25 protein-coding genes are annotated in these 23932 nt (G+C 63.4%); 15 read left to right on the plus strand and 10 right to left on the minus strand.

Going from position 1 to position 23932, the window contains the following annotated elements; all coding sequences use genetic code 11:
- Positions 1-218 precede the first annotated feature (218 nt).
- Both AB0N72_RS07550 and AB0N72_RS07555 read left to right on the plus strand, forming a co-directional pair.
- On the plus strand, positions 219-521 hold the full coding sequence (locus AB0N72_RS07550; protein ID WP_363934202.1) for a hypothetical protein: 303 nt from the start codon (positions 219-221) through the stop codon (positions 519-521).
- Positions 522-583: 62 nt separating this feature from the next.
- Positions 584-2548 carry an acyl-CoA dehydrogenase family protein gene (locus AB0N72_RS07555; RefSeq protein ID WP_363934204.1) on the plus strand — a complete coding sequence of 655 codons (1965 nt, stop codon included), beginning with the start codon at positions 584-586 and terminating at the stop codon, positions 2546-2548.
- Between the two features lies 1 nt (position 2549).
- Here AB0N72_RS07555 and AB0N72_RS07560 read toward each other — a convergent pair whose 3' ends face one another.
- The gene (locus AB0N72_RS07560) at positions 2550-2954 is read right to left on the minus strand and encodes a YchJ family protein (RefSeq protein ID WP_363934206.1); all 405 of its coding nucleotides are present in this window, start codon (positions 2952-2954) and stop codon (positions 2550-2552) included.
- Positions 2955-3139: 185 nt separating this feature from the next.
- Here AB0N72_RS07560 and AB0N72_RS07565 point away from each other — a divergent pair, with 185 nt between their 5' ends.
- Positions 3140-3931, plus strand: coding sequence for a hypothetical protein (locus AB0N72_RS07565; RefSeq protein ID WP_363934208.1), 792 nt, complete (start codon positions 3140-3142; stop codon positions 3929-3931).
- A gap of 13 nt (positions 3932-3944) precedes the next feature.
- Here AB0N72_RS07565 and AB0N72_RS07570 read toward each other — a convergent pair whose 3' ends face one another.
- Positions 3945-4436, minus strand: coding sequence for a flavin reductase family protein (locus tag AB0N72_RS07570; RefSeq protein WP_363934209.1), 492 nt, complete (start codon positions 4434-4436; stop codon positions 3945-3947).
- A 246-nt stretch (positions 4437-4682) separates the two neighbouring features.
- On the opposite strand from AB0N72_RS07570, the gene AB0N72_RS07575 reads away from it, so the two are divergent.
- From AB0N72_RS07575 to AB0N72_RS07595, 5 genes are all read left to right on the plus strand, one after another.
- The gene (locus AB0N72_RS07575; protein ID WP_363934211.1) at positions 4683-5717 is read left to right on the plus strand and encodes an aldo/keto reductase; all 1035 of its coding nucleotides are present in this window, start codon (positions 4683-4685) and stop codon (positions 5715-5717) included.
- Positions 5718-5880: 163 nt separating this feature from the next.
- Positions 5881-6981, plus strand: a complete 1101-nt coding sequence (locus AB0N72_RS07580; protein WP_363934212.1) for a sulfite oxidase — start codon at positions 5881-5883, stop codon at positions 6979-6981.
- A 71-nt stretch (positions 6982-7052) separates the two neighbouring features.
- A complete protein-coding gene (locus tag AB0N72_RS07585; RefSeq protein WP_363934214.1) occupies positions 7053-7430 on the plus strand; it encodes an RNA-binding S4 domain-containing protein in 378 nt (125 codons plus the stop codon).
- 130 nt (positions 7431-7560) lie between these two features.
- The gene (locus AB0N72_RS07590; RefSeq protein WP_363934215.1) at positions 7561-8205 is read left to right on the plus strand and encodes a DUF6318 family protein; all 645 of its coding nucleotides are present in this window, start codon (positions 7561-7563) and stop codon (positions 8203-8205) included.
- A 332-nt stretch (positions 8206-8537) separates the two neighbouring features.
- Positions 8538-9149: a hypothetical protein gene (locus tag AB0N72_RS07595; protein ID WP_363934216.1), complete on the plus strand. Its 612-nt coding sequence runs from the start codon at positions 8538-8540 to the stop codon at positions 9147-9149.
- A 637-nt stretch (positions 9150-9786) separates the two neighbouring features.
- Here AB0N72_RS07595 and AB0N72_RS07600 read toward each other — a convergent pair.
- The 3 genes from AB0N72_RS07600 to AB0N72_RS07610 form a co-directional block, all read right to left on the minus strand.
- Positions 9787-10248, minus strand: coding sequence for a DUF3817 domain-containing protein (locus AB0N72_RS07600; RefSeq protein WP_363934218.1), 462 nt, complete (start codon positions 10246-10248; stop codon positions 9787-9789).
- A gap of 62 nt (positions 10249-10310) precedes the next feature.
- The gene (locus tag AB0N72_RS07605) at positions 10311-10916 is read right to left on the minus strand and encodes a hypothetical protein (RefSeq protein ID WP_363934220.1); all 606 of its coding nucleotides are present in this window, start codon (positions 10914-10916) and stop codon (positions 10311-10313) included.
- A gap of 78 nt (positions 10917-10994) precedes the next feature.
- Positions 10995-11501, minus strand: a complete 507-nt coding sequence (locus AB0N72_RS07610; RefSeq protein WP_363934447.1) for a hypothetical protein — start codon at positions 11499-11501, stop codon at positions 10995-10997.
- Positions 11502-11594: 93 nt separating this feature from the next.
- On the opposite strand from AB0N72_RS07610, the gene AB0N72_RS07615 reads away from it, so the two are divergent.
- The 5 genes from AB0N72_RS07615 (at position 11595) to AB0N72_RS07635 (ending at position 17264) form a co-directional block, all read left to right on the plus strand.
- Entirely contained in the window at positions 11595-12323 is a 729-nt protein-coding gene (locus tag AB0N72_RS07615; RefSeq protein ID WP_363934222.1) for a FadR/GntR family transcriptional regulator, read from the plus strand.
- Positions 12320-13369 (plus strand): asparaginase, encoded by a 1050-nt coding sequence (locus tag AB0N72_RS07620; protein WP_363934224.1) that lies wholly within the window; start codon positions 12320-12322, stop codon positions 13367-13369. The genes AB0N72_RS07615 and AB0N72_RS07620 overlap by 4 nt, the downstream gene beginning before the upstream one ends.
- A 13-nt stretch (positions 13370-13382) precedes the next feature.
- A complete protein-coding gene (locus tag AB0N72_RS07625) occupies positions 13383-14798 on the plus strand; it encodes an aspartate ammonia-lyase (RefSeq protein ID WP_363934225.1) in 1416 nt (471 codons plus the stop codon).
- A gap of 146 nt (positions 14799-14944) precedes the next feature.
- Entirely contained in the window at positions 14945-16453 is a 1509-nt protein-coding gene (locus AB0N72_RS07630; protein ID WP_363934226.1) for an amino acid permease, read from the plus strand.
- Positions 16454-16592: 139 nt separating this feature from the next.
- Positions 16593-17264, plus strand: a complete 672-nt coding sequence (locus AB0N72_RS07635) for a FadR/GntR family transcriptional regulator (protein ID WP_363934227.1) — start codon at positions 16593-16595, stop codon at positions 17262-17264.
- Here AB0N72_RS07635 and AB0N72_RS07640 read toward each other — a convergent pair.
- From AB0N72_RS07640 to AB0N72_RS07660, 5 genes are read right to left on the minus strand one after another with little or no spacing between them, the layout of a single operon-like run.
- Positions 17261-18130 carry an amidohydrolase family protein gene (locus AB0N72_RS07640; protein WP_363934229.1) on the minus strand — a complete coding sequence of 290 codons (870 nt, stop codon included), beginning with the start codon at positions 18128-18130 and terminating at the stop codon, positions 17261-17263. The genes AB0N72_RS07635 and AB0N72_RS07640 overlap by 4 nt on opposite strands.
- A complete protein-coding gene (locus AB0N72_RS07645; protein WP_363934230.1) occupies positions 18127-19065 on the minus strand; it encodes an aldo/keto reductase in 939 nt (312 codons plus the stop codon). Before AB0N72_RS07645 ends, AB0N72_RS07640 begins: the two co-directional genes overlap by 4 nt.
- Complete coding sequence (locus AB0N72_RS07650; RefSeq protein WP_363934231.1) at positions 19062-19376, minus strand: L-rhamnose mutarotase; 315 nt, start codon at positions 19374-19376, stop codon at positions 19062-19064. The genes AB0N72_RS07645 and AB0N72_RS07650 overlap by 4 nt, the downstream gene beginning before the upstream one ends.
- Positions 19369-20679, minus strand: coding sequence for an alpha-L-fucosidase (locus AB0N72_RS07655; RefSeq protein WP_363934233.1), 1311 nt, complete (start codon positions 20677-20679; stop codon positions 19369-19371). The genes AB0N72_RS07650 and AB0N72_RS07655 overlap by 8 nt, the downstream gene beginning before the upstream one ends.
- The gene (locus AB0N72_RS07660; RefSeq protein WP_363934234.1) at positions 20676-21980 is read right to left on the minus strand and encodes an L-fuconate dehydratase; all 1305 of its coding nucleotides are present in this window, start codon (positions 21978-21980) and stop codon (positions 20676-20678) included. The genes AB0N72_RS07655 and AB0N72_RS07660 overlap by 4 nt, the downstream gene beginning before the upstream one ends.
- A 139-nt stretch (positions 21981-22119) precedes the next feature.
- Here AB0N72_RS07660 and AB0N72_RS07665 point away from each other — a divergent pair, with 139 nt between their 5' ends.
- Together AB0N72_RS07665 and AB0N72_RS07670 are read left to right on the plus strand one after the other, a co-directional pair.
- Positions 22120-23031, plus strand: a complete 912-nt coding sequence (locus AB0N72_RS07665) for a fumarylacetoacetate hydrolase family protein (protein ID WP_363934236.1) — start codon at positions 22120-22122, stop codon at positions 23029-23031.
- Positions 23032-23035: 4 nt separating this feature from the next.
- Positions 23036-23797 carry an SDR family oxidoreductase gene (locus AB0N72_RS07670; RefSeq protein WP_363934237.1) on the plus strand — a complete coding sequence of 254 codons (762 nt, stop codon included), beginning with the start codon at positions 23036-23038 and terminating at the stop codon, positions 23795-23797.
- The last annotated feature ends 135 nt before the right edge of the window (positions 23798-23932 follow it).

A 23932-nucleotide genomic window follows, 5' to 3' on the forward strand; every position in this document is an offset into this window, starting at 1 on the left:
GGGGCGGCGTCGGACGGCCCTGACATGCCGCCGTCGAGCGCTTTACCCGAAGCGGGCCGCAACCATTCCGTGACTTACCCTCCGGTACTGTTTCGATCCCATATCAACGCTGCAATGACGCGCGTCAACACTGGCCGGAAAGCACCCCCGCCCCTAATGTCGGATCATCGACGCAGCCACGCCGCGTCGACCCACGCAATGTCGCTCCGGGGGGAACCATGGATTTCGATTTCAGTAGGCTTGAAACAGGCACGTACGTAGTTATTGGAACGCTCTTCTTCGCCGTCATTCTGGCTGCTTTCATTGCTGCCGCAGCGATGGCAACAATTGTCCTCATCGGGGCCATGGGCATGGCCTGGTACACCGTCAAGGCTGTGCTGGGTGGTCTTGTCCACGGCATCAATTTCGCGTGGGATAGCTTGGTCCACCACGCAGGGCAGGTGGAAATTCCGGCAGAATTCCAGCCTCAGGTTTCCTCTGGTACGGGTAGCTACCCGCGGGTAGCATTGAGGGACAGCTGAAGGGTTCCCACCCACGGCGGACCCTGGCTCCATCCGGCACAACCGGCTAGAGGAGTTATCCGATGACGTCCGCTACAGACAGCAGCCTCACCGCCGCAAGCGTCAATGCCACAGCAGAAGAAGCCCGTGCCGTCGCCGAGGCCGCCCGCGAAACCGAATGGAACCGGCCAAGCTTCGCCAAAGGCCTGTACCTGGGGAGCTTCGACCTCAGCCTGATCCACCCGTGGCCACAGGCCAAGACCGAGGATGAGGAGCGCGGCGAAGAATTCATGGCCCGGTTGCTGGCACTGGCGAAAACCATGTCCGGCCGGGTCATCGAACGCGACGCCAGAATTCCGGACGAGTATCTGGCCGGGCTCGCCGAGCTTGGCGTGTTCGGCATGAAAATCCCGCGCGAGTACGGCGGCCTGGGCTTGTCCTTGGTCTACTACGGCCGGGCTCTCGCCCTGCTGGGTTCGGTTCACCCGAGCCTGGGCGCGTTGATTTCGGCACACCAATCCATCGGCGTGCCTGAGCCCGTAAAGGAGTTCGGAACGCCGGAGCAAAAGAAGGAATACCTGCCGCGTTGCGCCGCCGGGGCAATCACAGCGTTCCTCCTGACAGAACCCGACGTCGGCAGCGACCCTGCGCGCATGGGCGCCACTGCTGTACTTTCCGACGACGGCGGCTCTTACCTTTTGGACGGCGTGAAACTCTGGACCACCAACGGCGTTATCGCCGAACTCGTGGTTGTCATGGCGCGGGTGCCAGCCCATACCGATGCCGATGGAACTGAGCACAAAGGCGGAATCTCGGCATTCGTGGTGGAAATGGACTCCCCCGGGATCACTGTGGAGAACCGTAACGCCTTCATGGGGCTGCGCGGCATCGAGAACGGTGTGACCCGCTTCCACCAAGTACGGGTTCCGGCGGCGAACCGCTTGGGCCGCGAAGGCCAAGGGCTCAAGATTGCACTGACGACGCTCAATACGGGCCGCCTCTCCATCCCTGGGCTCTGTGTTGCCGCCGGAAAGTGGAGCCTGAAAATTGCCCGCGAGTGGTCCAACGCCCGTACACAATGGGGCCGGCCCGTGGGTCAGCACGAGGCCGTGGGAAAGAAGATCGCCTTCATTGCGGCCACGACTTTTGCGCTTGAGGCCGTGTTTGAACTGTCCGCGGAAATGGCCGACGCCGGCCAGAAGGATGTCCGCATCGAAGCCGCCCTGGCCAAGCTGTGGTCCACCGAACTCAGTTGCAGGATCGCAGACGAACTGGTCCAGATCCGCGGCGGCCGCGGCTTTGAAACCGCCGACTCCCTGGAAGCCCGGGGCGAACGTGCTGTCCCTGCGGAGCAACTCCTCCGTGACCTTCGCATCAACAGGATCTTCGAGGGTTCCAGCGAAATCATGAAACTCCTGATTGCCCGCGAAGCCGTGGACGCCCACCTTGCCGCCGCGGGCGACCTCGCATCAGCGGACGCGAGCCTGCAGGACAAGGCGAGGGCCGCCGTCGGGGCCTCTGGTTTCTACGCCCGCTGGCTGCCGAAGCTTGTTGCCGGCGCCGGGATGGACCCGCGTTCCTACGCCGAATTCGGGCGTCTTGCCAAGCAGCTGCGGTTCGTTGAGCGGTCCTCGCGTCGGCTGGCCCGGCAGACGTTCTACGGGATGGGCCGATGGCAGGCCAAGCTGGAGCACAAGCAGGCGTTCCTTGGCAGGATCGTGGACATAGGCGCGGAGCTGTTCGCCATGGCAGCCTGCTGCTCACGCGCAGAGGCGCTGCTGCGGACACATCCCGAACAAGGCGCGGCCGCCTTCGAGCTTGCCGAGGCCTTCTGCGAACAGGCACGGGTGCGGGTGGACGAATACTTCGACCAGCTGTGGCGGAACACGGACGACGGCGACCACGACCTTTCGCGCAAAGTCCTTGACGGCGACTACACCTGGATGGAGGCCGGAATCCTGGACCAGTCCGAGGGAACAGGCCCCTGGATCGGGGACGCTTCGCCCGGTGCTTCGACCAAGGAGAACCTCCACCGCAAGTACCGGTGAGCTACCGGACGTCCCCGTCCACGTAATACCAGCGCTTGCCTTCGCGAACGAAACGGCTGATCTCGCGCTGGACGCCGCGTTCGCCGTCGGACCTGTAGTGTGCCGCGAACTCAACGGTGCCGGTCGCGTCCAGCGGACCGCCGTTTACTGCACCAAGGATGTCCAGGCGACGCCATTGGACACCGGGGTCCAGGTCCATGGACGCCGGACGGGTTGAGCTGTGCCATGTCCGCAACAGGTACGCCGCATCCAGGACCACGAACGCCGAGTAGCGGGAGCGCATGAGCTGTTCGGCCGTGGGGGCCTCAGCGTCACCGCGGTGGAAACGGCCACAACACTCGTCATACTGCTCGCCGGAAAGGCAGGGGCATGCACCGTTGCGCAGGCGGGTTGGGTCAAGGGTCACGACGCGCCAATCTGGGCTGGAAATGAGAGCTGGGCAACATATTTTCCCATGCGAGATAACAGCTTTGAAACAACCCTGCCGGAGGGGGCTGCGGCGCGTGATTCCGTCGGTGGCGGACCTTAGGCTGGATACGCAAGCTAGGTGGGCGATGCGCGCATCTCAAAACGACGACCAGGGGAGGTCACGTGGAGGATCCGACAACACTCGCCATCAACCTGACGTATTTGGGAACGTTGGGCCTGGCTGTGTTGATGTTCCTGGGCCTCGGGCTGATCGTCATCATCACCCTGGTGGTTGCCGGAGTGGGGCGGCTTGTGTCTGTCATTCTTCTGGCGCTGATCGGAATCTTCCCAAAAAAGGATTCGACTCCCATCGTGCACCTGCCTGCCCGGCCGGACTACGTCCCGGATCCTGTCGTTGATGAGGACGGGGAAGCTCCGCAGCTTTCGGCCGCCACGCCTGCGAAGCCCGCTGCTGCAGCTGCTCCCGCGGAGGCGCCCGCAGCTGCGGCCCCAGCGCCCAAGCGGGACTTGCTCGGCGGGACCCGACGCCGGATCGCCGGTGCGTCGGAGGCCGTCAAGGGCGGCGCGTGGAAATCGAAAGTCGACCCCCGGAATCTCCCTAAGCCAGCGGAAGTCAAGTCCGTGGTGGAACACCAAACTGCGCACCACCCGATTGTGGTGGCCGCCACCAAGGAACCGCCTGTCCTTGCGAAGGACTGGGCCGACGCCGTTGCCGAAGCGGACAAGCGTGAAGCCGAGCGCGCCGCAGCCCAGCGTCCGCCCGCCATCAAGGTGACTGTCCGCGACCTCGACGAGCCCACGCCGTCGAACTCCAAAGCCCCGGCCCCAAACCTTCCCACCGCCCCTGCCAGGAAGCCGACCGGGCAGCCCGGCAACAAGCAGGCTCCGGCTAAGGGAAAGCCCAAGGGCCCTGGCCAAAAAGGCTCACTCAGCGGCGTGAGCCGCAACTCCTAGCGCGAGCAGCCAGCTAAGCGGCCAGCTGGCGGAACGCTGCGCCATGGTAGATCAGGGGCTTGGACTCAAGGTTGACGTTGGTGGCCTTGACCTCCAGAACCACGATCGCGTGGTCCCCGGCGGGTGTTTCAGAAACGATTTCGCACTCGAAACCCAACACGGCGCCGTCGATCAACACGGCACCTGAATCACTGACGCTGGTGTCGAGCCCGGCGAAGCGGTCCCGCGTTTTTGACGCCAACTGAAGCGCTGCCGCTTCCTGCCCCTCAGCCAGGACCGAGACGCCAAGCCGCTGGGCCTGGCGCAGCTTGGGCCAGGTGGTGGAGGAGTTCTGCACCGCGAACATGACCAGCGGTGGCTCCAGCGAAACGCCCACCGTAAAGGACGACGCCACCAGTGCTTCCGGCGTGAAGTCCACCATCGCGCTGAAGGCCGCTACTCCGGATGGGAACTGCGCAAATGCCGCCTTGATGGCCGCCGTTTCTTCCACTGTGGTCTGTGTCATCCCGCTGTCCCTTTCGTGCGTTGCCTGAGTTCCTTTCCCATAATTCACCCGCTTGGAAGAACGGCAATATTTGTTGATCCGCAAGACATTTGTGTTGCCGCATGTCAAGAAATGTCGCGAAGTAAGGCCGCTTCCATTACTCCGCAAGACGAAAAACGAAGAACTTCTACCATTTGCGTTTATGCCTCCGCCGGCCGTGTGTAGCCTCGATTGAATCCACCAGCACAGCCACCACAGGAAGCCGACATGAGCCTCAACGAGCTACGAACGCTTGGACGCACTGGCGCCTTGATCAGCCCCCTCACGCTGGGCACCCTCAACTTCGGCACCGGCGCCGCGCCCACGGGCCCTGCCGAGAGCATCCGGATCATCAAGGCGGCCCTCGACGCCGGAATCACCAGCATCGACACCGCCGACATCTACTCCCAGGGCGAGGCCGAAACGGTGGTAGGCCAGGCCATCCACAGCCGCCGCGACGACGTTTTCCTCGCCACCAAGTTCCACGGCCAGATGGGATCCAACCCCGCGCACGCCGGCAATTCCCGGCGCTGGATTGTCCGTGCCGTGGAGGATAGCCTGCGACGCCTGAACACTGACCGGATTGACCTGTACCAAGCGCACCGTCCGGACTACAACACCGATCTGTTGGAGACCATCACAGCCCTGAACGACCTCATCCGCCAGGGCAAGATCCTCTACTACGGCACGTCCGTTTTCAGCCCTGCCCAGCTTGTCGAGGCCCAGTGGATTGCCAACACCAACCATCTGACCCCGCCCGTCGTGGACCAGGTTCCTTATTCGCTCCTGGTGCGTGCCAACGAACGGGACGTCCTCCCCATCACCCAGCAGTACGGCGTCGGGGTTTTGAGTTACGGACCGCTCGACGGCGGGTGGCTCGCCGGCGGTTACCGGGTTGGAGCCGGGCAACCGGAGAGCTCGCGTTTCTCCGCACTTCCCGGCCGTTTTGACGTGGCCGCACCGTTCAACCAGGGCAAGCTGCACGCCGCGGACGCACTGGCACAGCTGGCGGCGAGGCACGGGTTGACCCTGATCCAGCTGGCGGTTGCCTTCGCACTGAACCATCCGGCCGTGACCAGCGTGATCATCGGACCCCGCACGGAGGACCATCTCACGGACTACTTGAAGGCCGCGGATGTGGTGCTCAGCGAAGCAATCCTCGACGAGATCGACGACATCGTGGCCCCGGCCGTCAACTTCCTCGAGCGAGACGCCGGCACCGTAGCCCCGCACCTTGAGTACCCGGAATTGCGACGCCGGTAACTCCCCTCCGCTGTGAGGCCCGCTCCGCAGGGTATTTTGGCCGAGTAGCCTGCGGAGCGGGCCCCACAACGGGCTATTGACGGGGTTCGCGCCCGGCGTGATCCTTGACCTAGGTGCTGTGGCACTCCGCAGCTCTTAGCTTCGAGTAGAACGCCGCCGTCCCATGTCCAAGAACGTCGAACAACGCGCTGCCAAAGCCGTCGTCCCCGGGCAGCCGACCGAAGGTCCGCTGACGCACGAAGAGCTCCAACTCTCCGGACGAAATCACTCAATGCCCCTTGAGGCCCTGCAGGACGACGTCACGCCGGCCGGGCTGCACTACCTGTTGATCCACTTCGACATTCCGCATGTTGCGGCCGACTCCTGGCGACTCCGTTTGGGCGGCGCCGTCGACCGCAGCCTTGAGTTGAGCTTGGACGACATCAAAGCCAGACCTGCTGTCACCATGCCCGTCACCCTTGAATGCGCAGGCAACGGGCGGTCACTCCTTCAACCGCGGCCCCTGAGCCAGCCCTGGGTGATGGGTGCCGTGGGCACAGCCGAGTGGACCGGAACTCCGTTGGCGCCCCTGCTGGAGGAGGCAGGGCTGGCGGGTGACGCCGTCGAACTCGTCTTTACCGGTGCCGACAACGGCATCCAAAGCGGTGCCGAAGAGCCGTACGCCCGCAGTCTTTCCATTGCTGAGGCGATGCGTCCCGAAGTCATGCTGGCTTACGAGATGAACGGCACCCCCTTGCCCCCGCAGCACGGATTTCCCTTGAGGCTGCTGGTCCCGGGGTGGTACGGAATGGCGAGTGTGAAGTGGTTGACGTCGATCGAGGCGGTGACTTCGCGTTTTATGGGGTTCCAGCAAGCGGTGGCGTATCACTATCTGCAGGGTCCCGACGGTCCTGGCCTGCCCGTGACGCACATCCGGGTCCGCTCACTGATGGTGCCGCCGGGGATTCCCGACTTTTTCACTCGACGTCGCGTTGTGGATGCCGGTCCGGTGATGCTGCACGGCCGGGCCTGGTCCGGGCACGGTGAAGTGGAGCGCGTGGAGGTGGGGATAGACGGCGAGTGGATGCCCGCACACCTGGAGCCTGCCCTGGGCGATTTTGCGTGGCGGCGATGGTCCATGGTGTGGGTGGCCGGCCCGGGCGAGCATGTCCTGCGCTGCCGGGCGATGGATACCTCGGGCGCGCTGCAGCCCACGGAACAGGTGTGGAACTACCAGGGTTTGGGGAACAACATGACGCAGCGGGTTGAGGTGACGGTGCGGTAATTTCTTGTTTCCGCCGAGTTCGCTGGAACGCTGCGTTGTGCGCGTGACGCCCGGTTAGACTCGTTCCAATCATGAGTATTCCGTCTTCATCCCCAGCGAACGTCCGCGTTGATGCCTGGTTGTGGGCCATCCGCGCGTACAAGACCCGCTCCGCGGCCACTGCTGCGTGCCGGGCCGGGCATATCAGGATCAATGGGAACCCGGTGAAAGCCTCCCAAAGCGTGATCGTCGGGGATACCATCCGCGTTCGGGAATCCGGGTGGGAGCGGATCCTTGAAGTGCGGCGGCTCATCGCGAAACGCGTGGGGGCCGAAGCTGCCTCGCATTGCTTCACTGACCACACTCCCCCGCGTCCTGTCGCCCCCAAGCTTGGCCTCCCCCAGCGTGACCGTGGCGCCGGCCGACCCACCAAGAAAGACCGCCGCGACATGGAGAAGCTGCGGGGCTGATTGTGCTTCCCGGCCACGCAAGCTTTCCCCGGCACTTATCCACAGGCCCTCTTTACTGACGTGATTACTGTCCCGCCCGCTGCTTAGACTGGCCGACACACCACTTGAAACAGCTGTTGGGGAGCTAGCCATGTCACGAGTTACGTTTGCCATTTTTTCGTCCCTTGTGGCCGCTTTGCTTCTCAGTGGTTGCCAAGGCGGGCCACCGGGTGCGGGCCCGTCGGAAACAAGCACGACGACGGCGTCGCCCACCTTGAGTGTCTCGGTTCCGGCTACCTCGGCTACTTCGGTTCCTTCCGGTGCTTACAAGCCAGCAGATGCCAAAGGGAAAGCGCAGAATGTGCCGGTTCCCGTGATGCCGGAGTTGGCGAAGGAGAACTCGAAGGCGGGGTTGGAGGCGTTTATTGGGTACTGGTATGCCACCTATTCTTACGCCACGGAAACGGGTGATCTGGACCCGTGGATTCGGAGCACAGATACGACGACGGAGTCCGGGGCCGCTTACAAAAAGGCTATCGAAGCAAACTACACCCACGGCTGTTGGCTGGTTGGTGGGCGGATATCCACGCCGCGTATAGAGGTCCTATGGCAGACGGGAGCTGTCTCCCAAGTGGCCAAGGTTCAAGTCATCCAAGACGAAATACTCTATCTGGACGCCAATGCAGAGCTACGACAGCAAGCCTCCGAAGCATCAAATACTGCTGAGGCCGTGAGAGCCTCTTTCATGAACGGCGCCTGGCAAGTTGTCGACAACGGCCTGATCTTGGGCTCATGAAGCGGATCTACAGAGCGACTACGGCCACACTTCTTCTCTTTCTCGCTCTAATTTCGCTGCTCTTCCCTGTTTCCGCATTAGCGGCCGAAGAGCCGGAAATTCGAGCTAATAGAGGCGAGACGGGGCTGACGTTGAGTGCGCACTACGTGCTGAATGGCGATAATGGGGCACCCACCTCCGAGCTTGGAGAGCCCCCTGCAGACGATCCTTACCAATACAAGCCTGACTTTCGCTGCACCCTGGGTGGGCCTGGGGCACGCGAAATGGGCTGTCTGACTCTTAAGTGCCCACCTACAACCCCTGAAGGCAAAGAGGGTTCACCGGTTATCTGGTTGAAAGCACCGAAAGCAGTCGCTAATCCGACTTTCACCGATTGGCAGCCTGTCGACGGAAAACCTGCGTGCTTATACGACGCAGAGCCGCAAAACGTCCTCGCCGACATCGCAGCCCGCATCCTCACCGACTTCCGACAACTGCCCGTCAACGTGGGAACCCTCCAAGCCCAACCCTTCCCCCACACACTCAAAGGCGCACCCACCAACTTCTACGCGACCACCACCGAGCAGAGCTTCGACATCACCATCCTCGGACAGGCCGTACACCTCAGCGCCACCCCCGCCAGCTACACCTACAACTACGGCGACGGCACCACCCTCGGCCCCACACCGGCCACCGGCTACCCCATCCCCAACACCGAATGGCTCACCAACCAAACCCGCACCAGCCACGCCTACACCAACACCGGCAACTACCCCGCCACCGCCACCACCACCTTCACCGGCACCTACTCCGTCAACAACGGCCCACCCCTACCCATCAACGGAACCCTCACCCTGACCACACCAGCCATCACCATCCAGGTCTGGAAAACACAACGAGCACTCGTCGCCGACACCTGCCAACAAAACCCCAACTCCTGGGGCTGCCCCCAAGCGGCAAAGTAGCAAGGCAGCACTACTGACCCGGCGGTCACCTGATGCCGTCATGCCCAAATCCATGTCCAAACCGACCAGCTCGAAGGGCCCCAAAAGCAGCTTGTGCAGCCGCTTAATGGTTATCCACAGGTCTTCGAAACGCATTTGGGTCGTTTCCCTTGAGCCGATTTACGCTGATCGACATTTCACCCAAACCAGCTAGGAGAATCCGAATGAAGAGAGACCTTTAAGCCTGCACCACTACAGCCACGCGTCTTGCAACGACGGCGATGGCTCTGTCCGGCCTGCTTCTCATAAGTGGTTGCCAAGACGGTGAAAACCTTGCCGGCTCTCCAAGGACGGCGCCACTTTCGACAGAGGTGTCGTCCGGTGCTCCCGCTTCGGCACAGGCCGTCATTATCTCAGCGGACGGCTTGTACCAACTCATGCCGGACTTCCATTGCCGTGATGATGGTCCGGATTCCGAGGACAACAGGTGTCTGACGCTGGAGTGCCCGGCCACCGCGGAAAGTAAGGCTGAGGGGAGGCCAGTGATCTGGAAGAAGGCGTTGCGATCCATAGTCAGCCCTGGATGGCAGGACTGGGTTCCAGTTAGCGCCCCAACATGCTTCTACGACCCCCACGCCTGATCAAGGTTCAGGAGGGGTCAGGAGAACCAGGTACCCGGAGGGCCCATGAAGAGCAGGAAGCTGAACACTGCGCCTACGGCAACGAGAGTCACCACAACAGCAAGAACCGGATTCCGCAGCACCCAGGCCTGGACTTTTTCGAACCCTCCCTGCGGTGAATCGCCCCCAGCGGCCAGGCGCCAGCCACCAGCAAGGAGTCCCCGGCGGTCAAGGGATTTCTCCATGGGGATGGTTGCGTAGGGAATTACGGCGGACGCGATCGCAAGGACGCCGGTGCGCGCAGGCCACTTCTGGTTGATCCAGGTGAAGGCTGCCGTCGCGGCGTAGCAGAGGAAGACGAAACCGTGGATGCCTCCGGCGATGCTCACGCCTAGGTCAGTGGTACGGGTGACGTACTTAAGGAATAGCCCGATGAGCAGCAGCGTCCAAGTCACGGCCTCAGCGAAAGCAACGGTACGGAACAGGGTGCGGGGCTGCATGGAAGTCCTCGGGTTGGAAGCGGGAGACACATCCAAGTTACCGTGGCGAGGACTCCTGGACCTTATGGGGAGGGCAGTGCTTCCCGGTGCCGGATCCGGGAGTCGCCGAATTCCAGAACCACAGGAGCGATCTCCACGGGCGGTTCGTGCCGCGAGCGCGCCTTCCCCACAGCAACATGGGGCAGCCATCGCGGCGATCTGTAACCCAGTGCGGGGGAACCGAGAATGAAGTCGTCGATGTTGTCCAGGCCGAGCTGGTCAAACAGCACGTGCAGGCCCTGCACCAGGAGCGCTTGGTAGTCGTGGACTTCCTGGGGTACGTCCACTTCGAGTCCCATCAAGCGTCCACCGCCCAAGGGGACGAGTTTGTCGGATTTTCCCAGGAATCCCTGCAGCACGGGTAGCTCCGTCAACCAACTGCTGATTTCAGGAAGCACTTTCGCAGGGGTTGCCCGCCCGTTCGTCCACGCTGAGATATCCGCCGCGAGCTCGTCCAATATCCCCACGTGCAGCAAAGTCATATGCAGCCCTTGCGGCTTGCGCAGCGAGTCTACGAATCGATGGAGCCCGTCGTATTCGGAAGGCCCGGCTCCGATCCGCAGGACAGGCACCTCCACGGTGATGCGCGGCTTGTCCGCTTCGCTTGCAGTGGGGCTGCTGGCCGTCATGGACGCCATTATCCGCCGATCCCCCACCCAGCGGGAGGCCGACGGCGGAACCCGCCTCCCGCCGTCGGCCGCCTTGCCTTATCTTTTGCCGCGGGCCTGAACCAGATTCGCGAAGGGCAGGCGGCCATGGGCAGCGACGAAGTCTGCGTGGTAAGCGGCTTCGGCGGCGTTCACCTCGGCGGGCGGCAGTTCCTTCCAGGCAATGGTGAGGTCCAGGGCGTCGCGCAGCTGCCAGATGAGGCGGGCATCCCACACGACTGTCGGGCGCCCTCGACCGTAGTCCATGAATTCCTGGATCTGCTTGCGGAGGCCGCGGTTGCCCTGGCTGCCGGCACTGGCTTTGCCGATGTACAGCACGGAGGCATCGGCGAGCCATTCGGCCTCCAGACCTTCACGCTTCAGCGACGGGTCCTTCTTTTTAAAGGTCCCGGCAGTGCTCTTGTTCAGGAAGACGGGTTCAAAATCACCGCGTCGCAGGATGACGAAAACACCGGGTCCTTGCGGTATCCGCATGGGATCGAGTTCGTCGAGAGGTCGGAATCCGGTGAACCCGTCCTCGGTGAGGGCCTTTTTGGAGAAGAGCATGTTCCATTGTGGTGAGTCCATTACCAGTCCCCAAACCGTGAAGCAAGCCTTTCAGCGTTGACAGCTTCTTGTGACCCGTGCCATATTCGAAGCGTGAACCTGTCAGACAGCCGGACAGCCGGACAGCCAGAGCCCCAGAGCGGCCCCTCAGCGCACATGCCCATCTCGCGCATTTCCGCAGCTGAGGCCGTCTTTGCTGCGCTGCGTCGCGCCATCGAGGGCGGGCAGTTCGACATCGGCACCAAGCTGAGTTCGGAAGCGACCCTCGCGGCCCAGTACGGCGTGAGCCGCTCGGTCATCAGGGAAGCGCTGAGGTCGTGCAACACCTTGGGCCTCACGGTGACGAAAACCGGCAAGGGCACGTTCATTGTGGCCAACAAGGTTGCTAATGACCTTACCTTGGGTCAGTACAGTGCGCGTGACCTCAACGAGGCCCGACCGCACATTGAGATTCCAGCAGCCGGCCTTGCTGCCCAAAGACGGACCGATGAAGAACTTGAGCACCTCAAGGACATCATCCAGGAAATGCTCCACGAGAACGATCCCGAAGCCTGGGTGAACCTCGACGCGAGCTTCCACTCGGCAGTGGCCCGCGCCAGCGGCAACAGGGTCTTTGCCAGCGTGGTCTCGGATATCCGCGAAGCCCTGGCCCACCAATCCGAAACGCTCAACCTCGTCGCGGATCGGCAACACCGCTCCGACGAGGAACACGTCGCCGTGCTCGATGCGATCGAAGCCGGCGACTCCGAAGCCGCAAGCAAAGCTATGGCCGCCCACCTGCAGGCCGTCAGCGTGGCACTGGACACGATCCTCAGCAAATGACACACCCAAAGGACACTGACACCATGCCCGCCCCCAACGCCACGGCGCACGAAGCACAGGCACCCGCACAGCCCGCCCACCAAACAACGGCCCCCAACCACGTCCCGCTCGTTGAGGTCACCCGCGACGGATTGGTGGAGAGCATCCACTACGGCTCACTGATCGCACTCAAGCAGGACGGCACCACTGCCTTAGAAGCCGGCCAGCCAGAGGCCCCCATGTACCCGCGTTCAAGCCTCAAGCCGCTGCAGGCCGTGGCACTGCTCAAGGCTGGCCTGGACATCCCCGAAAACCTTCTCGCCCTCACGGCGGCCAGCCATTCGGGTGCAAAGATGCACCGCGACGGCGCCAACGAAATCCTGACACTCCACGGCCTTAGTGAAACAGCCCTGGCGAACAGCACCGACCTGCCCTACGGCGTGGCCGAAAGGGAAGACTGGCTGCGCCAAGGCAACGGCCCCACCCACATCGCGCAGAACTGCTCCGGGAAGCACGCCTCCATGACCGCCGTCTGCGTCATCAACGGCTGGCCTGTGGAGGGATACTTGCACCCCGAGCACCCTCTGCAGGTCCTGGTGCGTGAGACCATCACGGACTTGACCGGTGAGGAAGCCGCCGCGGTCAGCACGGATGGTTGCGGCACCCCGCTGTTCGCCCACTCGCTGCATGGCATGGCACGCGCCTACGGCCGCCTCGCCGCTGCAGGGCAGGACACCCTTGAGGGCAGGGTCGCCCACGCCATGCGCCGTTTCCCGGAAATGGTTGCCGGTGAAGGCCGCGATGTCACAGCCCTGATGCGCGCGGTCCCCGGCCTGTTGGCGAAGGACGGCTTCGAAGGCCTCCAGCTGGTGGGCCTGCCCGACGGCACCGGCGTGGCGGTGAAGATTTCCGACGGCGGTGATCGCGCCCGCATGCCCGTCACTGTTGAGGTCCTCCGCCGCTTGGGCGTCGACGGCGGCAGCCTGGACACGCTTCAGAGCCCACCTGTGCTGGGCGGCGGCCTTCCGGTCGGCGAACTCCGTGCAGCCCGAATTTTCAGCAACTAAACCAAGGACAGCTATGACCACCGTCGATCAGGCGATCCCCCTCCGTTCCGAACACGACCTCCTGGGCGATCGGGACGTACCCGCGGACGCCTACTGGGGCGTCCACACGCTCCGCGCCATCGAGAACTTCCCCATCACGGGGCAGCCGCTCTCCACCAACAAGCATCTGGTCCGCGGACTGGCTGCGGTGAAGCAGGCCGCTGCCCGCACGAACCACGAGCTTGGCCTCCTGGACGCAGAGCGCGCGACTGCCATCGAGCAGGCTTGCCAGGACATCATGGACGGCATGCTGCAGGAGCAGTTCATGGTGGACGTGATCCAGGGCGGCGCCGGTACCAGCTCCAACATGAACGCAAACGAGGTCATCGCCAACCGTGCCCTGGAGATCCTGGGACACCCCAAGGGTGACTACTCCAAGCTGCACCCGAATGACCACGTGAACTTGAGCCAGTCCACAAACGACGTCTACCCGACGGCGGTGAACCTCGCCACGATCTTTTCCGTGAAGGAACTCCTGGAAGCCTTGGAGGAACTCGAAGGAGCTTTCGCCGAGAAGGGCCGGGAGTTCCGGACTGTGGTGAAGATGGGCCGGACGCAGTTGCAGGACGCGGTTCCGATGACGCTTGGCCAGGAGTTCGGCGGTTACGCCGTGACCATTGGCGAGGACCGCGCCCGCCTGGACGAGTCCCACATGCTCATCCACGAGATCAACCTCGGCGCCACAGCCATCGGCACGGGCTTGAACGCCCCGGTAGGCTACGCCGAAGCTGCCTGCCGCCACCTGGCCGAGATCACCGGCCTTCCCTTGCTGACCGCCGCGGACCTCATCGAGGCAACCCAGGACGTAGGAGCTTTCGTGCACCTGTCCGGTGTGTTGAAGCGCGTGGCAGTGAAGCTTTCAAAGATTTGCAACGACCTCCGCCTGCTGTCCTCCGGGCCGCGCGCGGGATTGGGCGAGATCAACCTTCCGGCAGTGCAGTCCGGTTCGTCGATCATGCCCGGCAAGATCAATCCGGTGATCCCGGAAGTGGTCAGCCAGGTGGCATACGAAGTCATCGGCAACGATGTCACCGTCACCATGGCCGCGGAGGCAGGCCAGCTTCAGCTCAATGCCTTCGAACCGATCATTGTGCACAGCCTGCACAAGAGCATCTCCCACCTGGAAGCAGCATGCCGCACCCTTACGGCACGCTGTGTCCGGGGCATCACTGCAAATACCGAACGGCTACGGCTTACCGTGGAGCAGTCGATCGGTCTCGTCACGGCATTGAACCCCCATATCGGTTACGCCTCCGCCACCGCTATTGCCCAGGAGGCGCTGGCGACAGGCAAGGGTGTGGCAGAACTTGTTCTGGAGCACGGTCTTTTGACCGCCGCCCAACTTGAAGAATTGCTCAGTCCAGAACGTCTGGCGAATCTGAGCAAATAGGCCGAAACTGGCCAATAAGCCCAGCGGCTCCACTCAGCCGACCCGCCCGATGAGGCAAACCCCCAACGAGGCGCTGTCTTGTGTGCCCGGGACCCCCGCCGGCCGCAAACAGGACAACCCCAAACAGGACACTCCTAAGGATTCCAATGACCAATCCCATCACTGACCACACGGTTCCGGCGCAAGCGCACGCCAGTGAGAAAGCCCTCCACAAAGAGGACTCCGGCTACCACAAGGACCTCAAGCCCCGGCAGATCCAGATGATCGCTATCGGTGGCGCAATCGGCACCGGCCTGTTCCTTGGCGCAGGTGGCCGCCTCAACGCAGCCGGCCCCTCCTTGGTGATCGCGTACGCCGTCTGTGGCTTCTTCGCTTTCCTGATCCTCCGCGCACTGGGTGAACTGGTGCTGCACCGCCCGTCCTCGGGATCGTTCGTCTCCTACGCCCGCGAGTTCTACGGCGAAAAGGCTGCATTCGTTTCAGGTTGGTTCTACTGGATCAACTGGGCCACCACCACCATCGTGGACATCACCGCCGCGGCCCTCTACATGAACTTCTTCGGCAAATACATCCCCTGGATGGGTGCCGTTCCGCAGTGGGCGTGGGCCCTTATCGCACTGGTAGTGGTACTGAGCCTGAACCTGGTCTCCGTGAAGGTCTTCGGTGAGATGGAGTTCTGGTTCGCGCTGGTCAAGGTTGCCGCCCTGGTGGCGTTCCTGCTGGTTGGTACCTACTTCGTCATCTTCGGCACCCCGGTTGACGGGCAGCAGGTTGGCTTCAGCCTCCTTTCGGACAACGGCGGCGTATTCCCCAACGGCATCCTGCCTATGATCATCCTCATGCAGGGCGTGTTGTTTGCCTACGCTTCGATCGAGCTGGTCGGTACCGCAGCAGGTGAAACCCCCAACCCCGAGAAGATCATGCCCAAGGCGATCAACTCCGTGGTCTTCCGTATTGCAGTCTTCTACGTTGGCTCCGTCATCCTGCTGGCCCTGCTGCTTCCTTACACCTCGTACCAGAAGGGTGTCAGCCCGTTCGTGACGTTCTTCGGCTCCATCGGCGTCCAGGGTGTTGACGTGATCATGAACCTGGTGGTCCTCACCGCCGCGTTGTCCTCGTTGAACGCCGGGCTCTACTCCACTGGCCGCATCCTCCGCTCGATGTCCGTAGCCGGTTCGGCTCCGAAGTTCGCACAGCGCATGAACAAGGCCGGCGTTCCCTACGGTGGCATCGCAATCACCGCCGGCGTTTCCCTGCTCGGTGTTCCGCTGAACTACCTGGTGCCGTCCGACGCTTTCGAGATCGTGTTGAACGTGGCGTCCGTGGGCATCATCGTCACCTGGGCCACCATTGTCCTGTGCCAGATGCAGCTCAAGCGCTGGTCCGACAAGGGTTGGGTCAAGCGACCGTCCTTCCGGCTGTTCGGCGCCCCGTACACCGGTTGGTTGTCGCTGATCTTCCTGGCCGGTGTCCTGGTGATGGTGTTCATCGAATCACCGCTCACCATGCTGGTTACCGCGATCGCTTGCGGACTTATGGTCTGGGGCTGGTTCCTCTGCCGTAAGCAGATCCACGAGCTTGCCGCCACACGCGATGGCTACACGGGCAGCGCTCCCGTGATCGCCAACCGTCCGCTGCCTGGCGGGGACAGGTAACCAACCGCTGACTCACGACGGCGGCACCCAGGTTCCGTAACAGCGGAACCCCGGGTGCCGCCGTCGTACGTTAACGCCCCCAACTGGGTCGGGACGCGGCGGACGCAGACATCGGATCATTCGTGGCTACTATTGGTCCATGGCTGTCACAGATGAGGCGATCAGCAAGATCAAGGACATGCTGATCCGCGGCGAACTCAAGGCCGGAGATCGGCTTCCGCCGGAGAAGGAACTGAGTGAACGGCTCGGCCTTTCAAGGAGTTCGCTGCGCGAAGCCGTCAAGGCCCTGGAATTGATCCGGGTTTTGGACGTCCGCCGCGGCGATGGAACCTACGTGACCAGCCTTGACGCCAAGTTGCTCAACGAAGCCGTGGCATTCGTGGTGGACCTGCACCAGGACCGTTCAATCCTGGAGCTCTTCGAGGTCCGACGAATCCTGGAACCTGCCACGGCCCAGCTGGCGGCGGGCAAAATCACCGGGGACGAGCTCATGGCCCTGCGTGCCACGATGGACGGAATCGACGAGACCACGGACGTCGAAGAACTGGTGGCGCACGACCTCGAGTTCCACAGCATCATCACCGAAGCCGCAGGCAACGACTACCTGGGCAGCCTCCTGGAAGCCCTGTCCAGCAGCACAGTGCGGGCCCGGATCTGGCGGGGGCTGACGCAGGAAAAAGCCGTGGCGCACACCCTGGCTGAACACCGTGCCATCGCGGACGCTTTGGAGCGCGGCGACGCGGAGTTGGTAAGGGCGCTGGTGACCGTGCACATCAGCGGAGTGGAAAACTGGTTGCGGCAGGCGCTCTAGGCATCCGCCATGGGGTTGGCTGCCAGGCCGTAAGTGCGGATCGCCGTCCCCTCCAGAACCAGGTCCTGCTCCGAAGGACTCAGTGCGGACACCAGTTCCAGCAGCACATCAATGGTCCGGCCATACGGCGCGCCCAGCGTACTGACAGGCCAATCGCCGCCGATCATCAGGCGCCCTGGACCGAAGGCTTCCAGCGCGGTCTCGAACAGGGGCCGTAGGACTTCACTGCTGTACGGCAGCCCGGGGATATACAGCCCGGACAGCTTCGCCACCGTGTTGGGCTCACGTCCCAGGGCACTGAAATTGGCGCGCCACGAATCCATCAGCCCCGGCTCGGCCAATGGCGGCTTCCCCAGGTGATCCAGCACGATTGTCAGCTCGGGAAGGTCGCGGGCCAGCCGTACTGTCGCAGCCAAATGCCGCGGGAAGGCATCGGGCACATCGAAAACGAGGCCACGGCGCGCCACCGAGGTCAGCGAGTCCCGCACGGAGGAAAGGTCCAGGAAATCCGGCCGGGGATCGTTGTGCACCAGGTGCCGTACGCCGCGGAACAACGAATTCCCACCAAACCGGTCCAGCTGTGAATCCGCTTCGCCCGGGGAATCCAATCGCACCCACCCCACCACGCCGAGCACCCACGGATTCCGTTCGGCGACGGCCAGCATGCTTTCGGTGTCCGCAACAGTGTCATCGGCCTGGACCAGCACCGCGCCCCTGACACCTGCGGCATTCAAGGTCTCACGTGCCTCGTCCTCGCCGAAGCTGCGGAAGAGCACACCGTGCTGCGGACCAAGCCAGGAATAGGAGCGCGCGCCGCCTGTGACGAACGTGTCCAAGGTCCACAGGTGCATGTGCGAGTCAATCATTGCCCGGCACGCTCCAAGGCTTCCCACAGCTCCTCGGGCAGGGCCTCCTCCATCCGTTCAGCATTGGTGGTGACCTGTTCGGGCGTGGTTGCCCCGGCTGTCACGTTGACAACCGCCGGATGCCGCAACGGGAACTGCAGCGCCGCCGTCGGAAGTTCCACGCCAAAGTCGCCGCAGACAGCGGCAAGCGCCCGCGCTCGTTCCAGCACCTCCGGCGGCGCCTGCTGGTAATTGTAGTGCGCGTCCTCGGGGACCTCGGGACGGGCCAGGAGGCCTGAGTTGTAGGCGCCAACACTTACGACGCCGATGCGGCGCTCCACACAGCGTTCAAGCAGCGGGACGCTGGGCTGCTCAAGCAAGGTATAGCGTCCCGCGAGCATCACGAGGTCGAGGTCGGCGGCTTCGACGCATTCCAATGCCGCCTCTGCGGAGTTGATGCCAACGCCGATCGCCGAGACCAGCCCTTCCGAACGCAGCTTTTCCAGCGCCGGCAGTGCCTCCGAGATTCCAGCCCGGAGGTCATGGACATCGGGATCATGCAGATACACGATGTCCACGTGGCCCAACCCGAGCCGCTCCAACGATTCCTCGATGCTGCGCCGGATGCCTGCCTCCGTGAAATCCCAAACGCGTCGGCGGGTGGCGGGGACGTCGAAACCCTCCGGATCCTGGCCGCCGGAGTCATTAGGTTCCAGCAGGCGTCCAACCTTGGTGGAGATGACGAATTCGTCCCGGGGTTTGTCACGCAGGACGGCTCCGAGGCGCTGCTCGGACAGGCCGAGTCCATAGTGCGGGGCGGTGTCGAAGTACCGGATGCCGGCATCCCATGCAGCGAGGACTGTTGCAAGGGCTTCACCGTCCGGAATGGCCCGGTACAGGTTTCCGATTCCCGCACCGCCAAAACCGAGCTTGCCCAGTTTGTGGAGGTCTTTCATGGCAGTTCCCATACCTTCCGGATACCCGCATCGGCCCCGGAGTAATCGTCCTGGACCTCCAAAAGTTCAGCCATCCGGGCTTGCCACGGAACGTTCGCGGGATGTTCGGCGAGCGCATGACGCATTTGCTGGTAGTCGTCGACGTCCACCACGTGGAAAAGATCGAGTCCGCTGCGCCAGATACGCCAGTTCCTTACGCCGGCTTCCTTCAGCGCCGTCACCAGTTCCGAAGGGATGTGGGCGTGGGCGTCCGCGTACTCCTCTTCGGCGCCTGGTTTGAGCCGGGTGTGCAGGGCGATGCTCTCAGCCATTGGATGCCCAGGCTCCAGCTCCGGCCCCGGTGGTGAGGAACAGTTCCAGCACCGGGACGGCAGTGTCGGGCCTTTGCACCGGCAGCTTGATGGTCAGCGTTCCCGGGGGTTGGCCTCCCGGCGTCATGTTGGCGGCCTGCTGCCCGGGATCCACTTCCTGCAGGAACACTTCCGAAGCATCGTTGAGCAACTGCGCGTACTCCACCTTGCCGGCGAGGCCAGGGAGGTGCACGAACTCGAAGGGCCAAGCGAAGAGGTGCACATAGAGACTGTTCCCCCGTTGGGTGTACCGGACATCGGAGGGCGCCGTGAACGAGGAAACCCCCGCCCCGTAGATCGAGCGGGAGTGCAGTTTCATCCACTTCCCGATTCCCTCCAACGACTCCAGCGCGCGCGGATCAAGGGTGCCCCTCCCGGTAGGGCCAACGTTGAGCAGCAGGTTGCCGCCCTTGGACACGCCGTCCACCAGCATGCGGATGAGCAGGTCCACGGACTTGTAGTTCTGGTTGTCCCGGTCGTATCCCCAGCTGCCGTTCAGGGTCTGGCAGGCCTCCCAGGTGACGGGCTCGCCGTCGAGCATCATAGGCCCGGCAGGCTGGTACTGCTCGGGCGTGACAAAGTCGCCCGGGATGTCCAGGCGGTCGTTGACCACGATGCCCGGCTGCAGTTCGCGGACCATGGCGAGGAGGGCGTCCGCGTCCCAGTCCTCGCGCCCCTTGCCGCCCCAGAACTCCGCATGGCCAAGGCCGGCGTAGGAGAAATCGAAAAACAGGTAATCGATGGTGCCGTAGTTGCTGAGGAGCTCCCGCACCTGGCCGTGCAGGTACTCCCGGTATCGGGCCATGTCGCGTCCGCTGTTCAGGCTTTCGACGTCGGCCGCGTTGCGTTGGGGATGTACACCGTCGATGGTGAAGTGGGGGTGGTGCCAATCGACGAGCGAATGGTAGAAGCCCACCTTCAAACCCTCGGCACGGAGCGCCTCCACATACGGAGCCACCAGGTCCCGTCCGGCCGGGGTATTTGTGGCCTTGTAGTCGGTCAGGGCTGAGTCCCACAGGCAGAAGCCGTCGTGGTGCTTGGTGGTGAGGACGACGTATTTCATGCCGGCAGCGCGGGCGGCCCGGGCCCATTCACGGGGATCGTACAGATCCGGGTCAAAGCGGCGGAAGTACTTTGAGTACTCTTCCACAGTGGTCTCTTCCCTGTTCATCACCCATTCGTGTCGCGCTGGCAGGGCGTAGATACCCCAGTGCACGAACATCCCGAAGCGTGCCTCTTCGAACCAGGGGGCGTGCTGGATCACTGGATTTCCTTCCATGCCGGGCCGTCGGGAAAGCTGTATGCAGCCAGTGTTTCACGGTGCATTTCGTTGCCGGCACCAGGGGACGACGGCGGCCAGTACGCGCCGCTGTGGACATCGACCGGTGTGGTGAAGTGTTCATGCAGGTGGTCCACGAACTCAATGGTCCGCTCTTCCTTGGTTCCGGAGACGGCGACGAAATCGAACATGGACAGGTGCTGCACGGCCTCGCAGAGCCCAACCCCGCCTGCGTGCGGGCACACCCGCACCCCGAATTTTGCGGCCAGGAGGAGGATGGCAATGTTCTCGTTCACGCCAGCAACACGGGCAGCATCAATCTGGAGGACCTGGAGCGCCCCGGCCTGGAGCATCTGCTTGAACACCACCCGGTTCTGCACGTGCTCACCTGTTGCCACCGGAATGGGCGCCACCGCCCGGGCGATGGCGGCGTGGCCCAGGATGTCATCCGGACTGGTGGGTTCCTCGATCCAGGCGATGTCGTACGGGGCGAGGTGCGCCATCCAATCGATGGCCTCCTGGACGTCCCAGCGCTGGTTGGCGTCCACGGCGATCCTGATGTCAGGGCCGACGGCGGCCCGCGCGGCCCTGACGCGGCGGATGTCGTCTTCCAGGGATGCCCCCACCTTGAGCTTGATCTGGGTGAATCCGTCCGCGACTGCTTCCTTGGCCAGGCGCGTCAGTTTCGCGTCGCTGTATCCCAGCCAGCCCGGCGTCGTGGTGTACGCGGGGTAACCCTCGGCGCGAAGGGCTGCCTTGCGCTGTTCCCTTCCTGGTTCGGCGGCACGCAGGATCGCCAGCGCCTCGTCCGGGGTAAGGGCGTCCGTGAGGTAGCGGAAGTCCACCAACGCCACCAGTTCCTCGGGGGCCATGCCCGCCAGCAACTCCCACAGCGGCAGTCCGGCACGTTTGGCCTTCAGGTCCCACAGCGCATTGACCACGGCACCGATGGCCATGTGCATGACTCCCTTCTCAGGACCCAGCCAACGGAGTTGGGAGTCGTGGGCGAGTAGCTTCCAGGTTGCACCCATGTCGTCGAGGAGTTCCTCGGCGGAGCGCCCCAGGAGGTGGCCCCGCAGAGCGTTGATGGCTGACGTTTCCACCTCGTTGCCGCGGCCAATGGTGAAGACGAAGCCGTGGCCTTCATGCCCGTCGGCGGCGTCGGTACGGATGACCAGGTACGCGGCCGAGTAGTCCGGGTCCGGGTTCATGGCGTCCGAGCCGTCCAGGTCCAGGGACGTGGGGAAGCGGATATCGAACGTTTCCATTGCGGTGATGGCACTCATGGGACTCCTGGCTGCGTGGTTCTTCTTCATGGAAGCTAAACATCGGATGTATGCCTTGTCAATGGGTCACATTTCCGTATTATGAGTGAAAACAGCACACTAGAGCTCGGATGTTAGTCCCGAACGCACGGAGGAAGCCATGACCTTGAAATTCGCCAGGCTGGGCACGGCCGGAAACGAACAACCGGCCGTCATCGCCCAGGACGCCAACGGCGCTGAAAAGTACTTCAGTCTCACCGCCCTGACCCAGGACATCGACGGCGGATTTCTCGCCTCCGACGGCATCGAACGCACCCGCACGGCCCTGAACAATGGGGAACTTCCCGAAATTTCGGCCGAGGGACTCCGCATCGGCGCACCGGTTGCCCGCCCCGGCGCAGTGGTGGCCATCGGCTTGAACTACACCGCGCACGCCGCCGAATCCGGGGCTGCCCCGCCCGAGGTTCCTGTGGTTTTCCTGAAGCCAAGCAACACCATTGCCGGCCCCTTCGACGCCGCCCCCATCCCGCCGTCGTCGGAAAAGTACGACTGGGAAGTGGAACTGGCAATCGTGATCGGCCGGGAAGCGTCATACCTTTCCTCTGTTTCCGACGCCGAAGCGTGCATCGCCGGTTACGCGGTGGCCAACGACCTCTCAGAGCGGGATTACCAGATCCCGGGCGCCGCAGGGCAATGGACCAAGGGCAAGACACTTCCGGGCTCCACTCCCCTCGGCCCCTGGCTGGTGCCGGCCGCGGACATCAACCCCGGCAACCTTCGCCTCCGGACCCTGGTCAACGGTGAAGCACGCCAGGACTCCACAACCTCGGACATGATTTTCGACCCCGCCACCATCGTCCACCACCTGAGCCAGTACATGGTCCTGGAACCGGGCGATGTGATCATCACCGGCACTCCCGAGGGCGTGGCTTTGTCCGGCCGTTTCCCGTTCATCCAGCCAGGTGACGTCGTGGAACTGGAGATAGACGGTCTGGGACGCCAGCGCCAGGAGTACTACCGGGCGCAAGCCGGCTCAGCCCACCAAGCACCTTTCGCCAGCACCAACGCCTAGGGCGATGGCTACCACTGTGGGTAACGAATTCGAAGGACTCGCCGCCCTGGTGACAGGTGGGGCTTCCGGGATCGGCGCTGCCATTGCCGACCGCCTGGCCGCCGCAGGCGCCCGGGTCGCGGTCCTTGACCTCGCACCCGGGGCCAGCCCGCACTTCGGCGTGCAGTGCAATGTGGCCGATGACGCCTCAGTGCGTGCCGCCGTCGAAACCGTGGCCGGGGAATTCGGGCGGCTGGACATCGTGGTCAACAACGCCGGCATCGGCGCCCAGGGTGACATCGCGGCGAATGACGACGACGAATGGCTGCGCGTCCTCAACGTGAACGTGGTGGGCATCGCCCGCGTCAGCCGCGCCGCCCTGCCGTACCTGCGTGAATCCCCGGCAGCGGCGATCGTGAACACCTGTTCCATCGCAGCAACCGCTGGCTTGCCGCAACGCGCCCTGTACTCTGCGTCCAAGGGTGCGGTCCTGTCCCTGACCTTGGCCATGGCCGCCGACCACGTCCGCGAAGGGATACGGGTGAACTGCGTCAATCCGGGCACAGTGGACACTCCGTGGGTGGGCCGTCTCTTGGACTCGGCGGCTGATCCGGCCGGCGAGCGCGCCGCCCTCAACGCCCGCCAGCCGCACGGCCGTATGGTGGACCCCGCTGAAGTAGCCGGCGCCGTCGCCTACCTCGCGAGCCCACTGTCGGGTTCGACGTCGGGAACTTCGCTGGCGGTCGACGGCGGCATGCAGGGCCTGCGGTTGCGCCCAGTTCAGTAGGTGGCGGTTCAGTAGTGGCGGGTTCAGTAGAGGCCGTTGAGGAGGTTCGGGGTCCGACTTCGTAACGCAACGGGGCCGCAACGTTCGGCAGCACTCATTCGCCTATGCTCAACTCCAAGGAATCAACGGCGACTC

This window comes from Paenarthrobacter sp. NPDC089307, assembly GCF_040685055.1.
Lineage (GTDB): Bacteria > Actinomycetota > Actinomycetes > Actinomycetales > Micrococcaceae > Arthrobacter.

Excerpts from the sequence above, each read along its gene's own strand:
- AB0N72_RS07610 (WP_363934447.1), bottom strand. The coding sequence starts at position 11,501 with ATGCTCTTCTCCAAAAAGGCCCTCACCGAGGACGGGTTCACCGGATTC.
- AB0N72_RS07620 (WP_363934224.1), top strand. The coding sequence starts at position 12,320 with ATGACACACCCAAAGGACACTGACACCATGCCCGCCCCCAACGCCACG.
- AB0N72_RS07590 (WP_363934215.1), top strand. The coding sequence starts at position 7,561 with ATGTCACGAGTTACGTTTGCCATTTTTTCGTCCCTTGTGGCCGCTTTG.
- AB0N72_RS07575 (WP_363934211.1), top strand. The coding sequence starts at position 4,683 with ATGAGCCTCAACGAGCTACGAACGCTTGGACGCACTGGCGCCTTGATC.
- AB0N72_RS07670 (WP_363934237.1), top strand. The coding sequence starts at position 23,036 with ATGGCTACCACTGTGGGTAACGAATTCGAAGGACTCGCCGCCCTGGTG.
- AB0N72_RS07640 (WP_363934229.1), bottom strand. The coding sequence starts at position 18,130 with ATGATTGACTCGCACATGCACCTGTGGACCTTGGACACGTTCGTCACA.
- AB0N72_RS07585 (WP_363934214.1), top strand. The coding sequence starts at position 7,053 with ATGAGTATTCCGTCTTCATCCCCAGCGAACGTCCGCGTTGATGCCTGG.
- AB0N72_RS07580 (WP_363934212.1), top strand. The coding sequence starts at position 5,881 with ATGTCCAAGAACGTCGAACAACGCGCTGCCAAAGCCGTCGTCCCCGGG.
- AB0N72_RS07600 (WP_363934218.1), bottom strand. The coding sequence starts at position 10,248 with ATGCAGCCCCGCACCCTGTTCCGTACCGTTGCTTTCGCTGAGGCCGTG.
- AB0N72_RS07650 (WP_363934231.1), bottom strand. The coding sequence starts at position 19,376 with ATGGCTGAGAGCATCGCCCTGCACACCCGGCTCAAACCAGGCGCCGAA.
- AB0N72_RS07625 (WP_363934225.1), top strand. The coding sequence starts at position 13,383 with ATGACCACCGTCGATCAGGCGATCCCCCTCCGTTCCGAACACGACCTC.
- AB0N72_RS07645 (WP_363934230.1), bottom strand. The coding sequence starts at position 19,065 with ATGAAAGACCTCCACAAACTGGGCAAGCTCGGTTTTGGCGGTGCGGGA.
- AB0N72_RS07605 (WP_363934220.1), bottom strand. The coding sequence starts at position 10,916 with ATGACGGCCAGCAGCCCCACTGCAAGCGAAGCGGACAAGCCGCGCATC.
- AB0N72_RS07550 (WP_363934202.1), top strand. The coding sequence starts at position 219 with ATGGATTTCGATTTCAGTAGGCTTGAAACAGGCACGTACGTAGTTATT.
- AB0N72_RS07555 (WP_363934204.1), top strand. The coding sequence starts at position 584 with ATGACGTCCGCTACAGACAGCAGCCTCACCGCCGCAAGCGTCAATGCC.
- AB0N72_RS07660 (WP_363934234.1), bottom strand. The coding sequence starts at position 21,980 with ATGAGTGCCATCACCGCAATGGAAACGTTCGATATCCGCTTCCCCACG.
- AB0N72_RS07570 (WP_363934209.1), bottom strand. The coding sequence starts at position 4,436 with ATGACACAGACCACAGTGGAAGAAACGGCGGCCATCAAGGCGGCATTT.
- AB0N72_RS07665 (WP_363934236.1), top strand. The coding sequence starts at position 22,120 with ATGACCTTGAAATTCGCCAGGCTGGGCACGGCCGGAAACGAACAACCG.
- AB0N72_RS07630 (WP_363934226.1), top strand. The coding sequence starts at position 14,945 with ATGACCAATCCCATCACTGACCACACGGTTCCGGCGCAAGCGCACGCC.
- AB0N72_RS07635 (WP_363934227.1), top strand. The coding sequence starts at position 16,593 with ATGGCTGTCACAGATGAGGCGATCAGCAAGATCAAGGACATGCTGATC.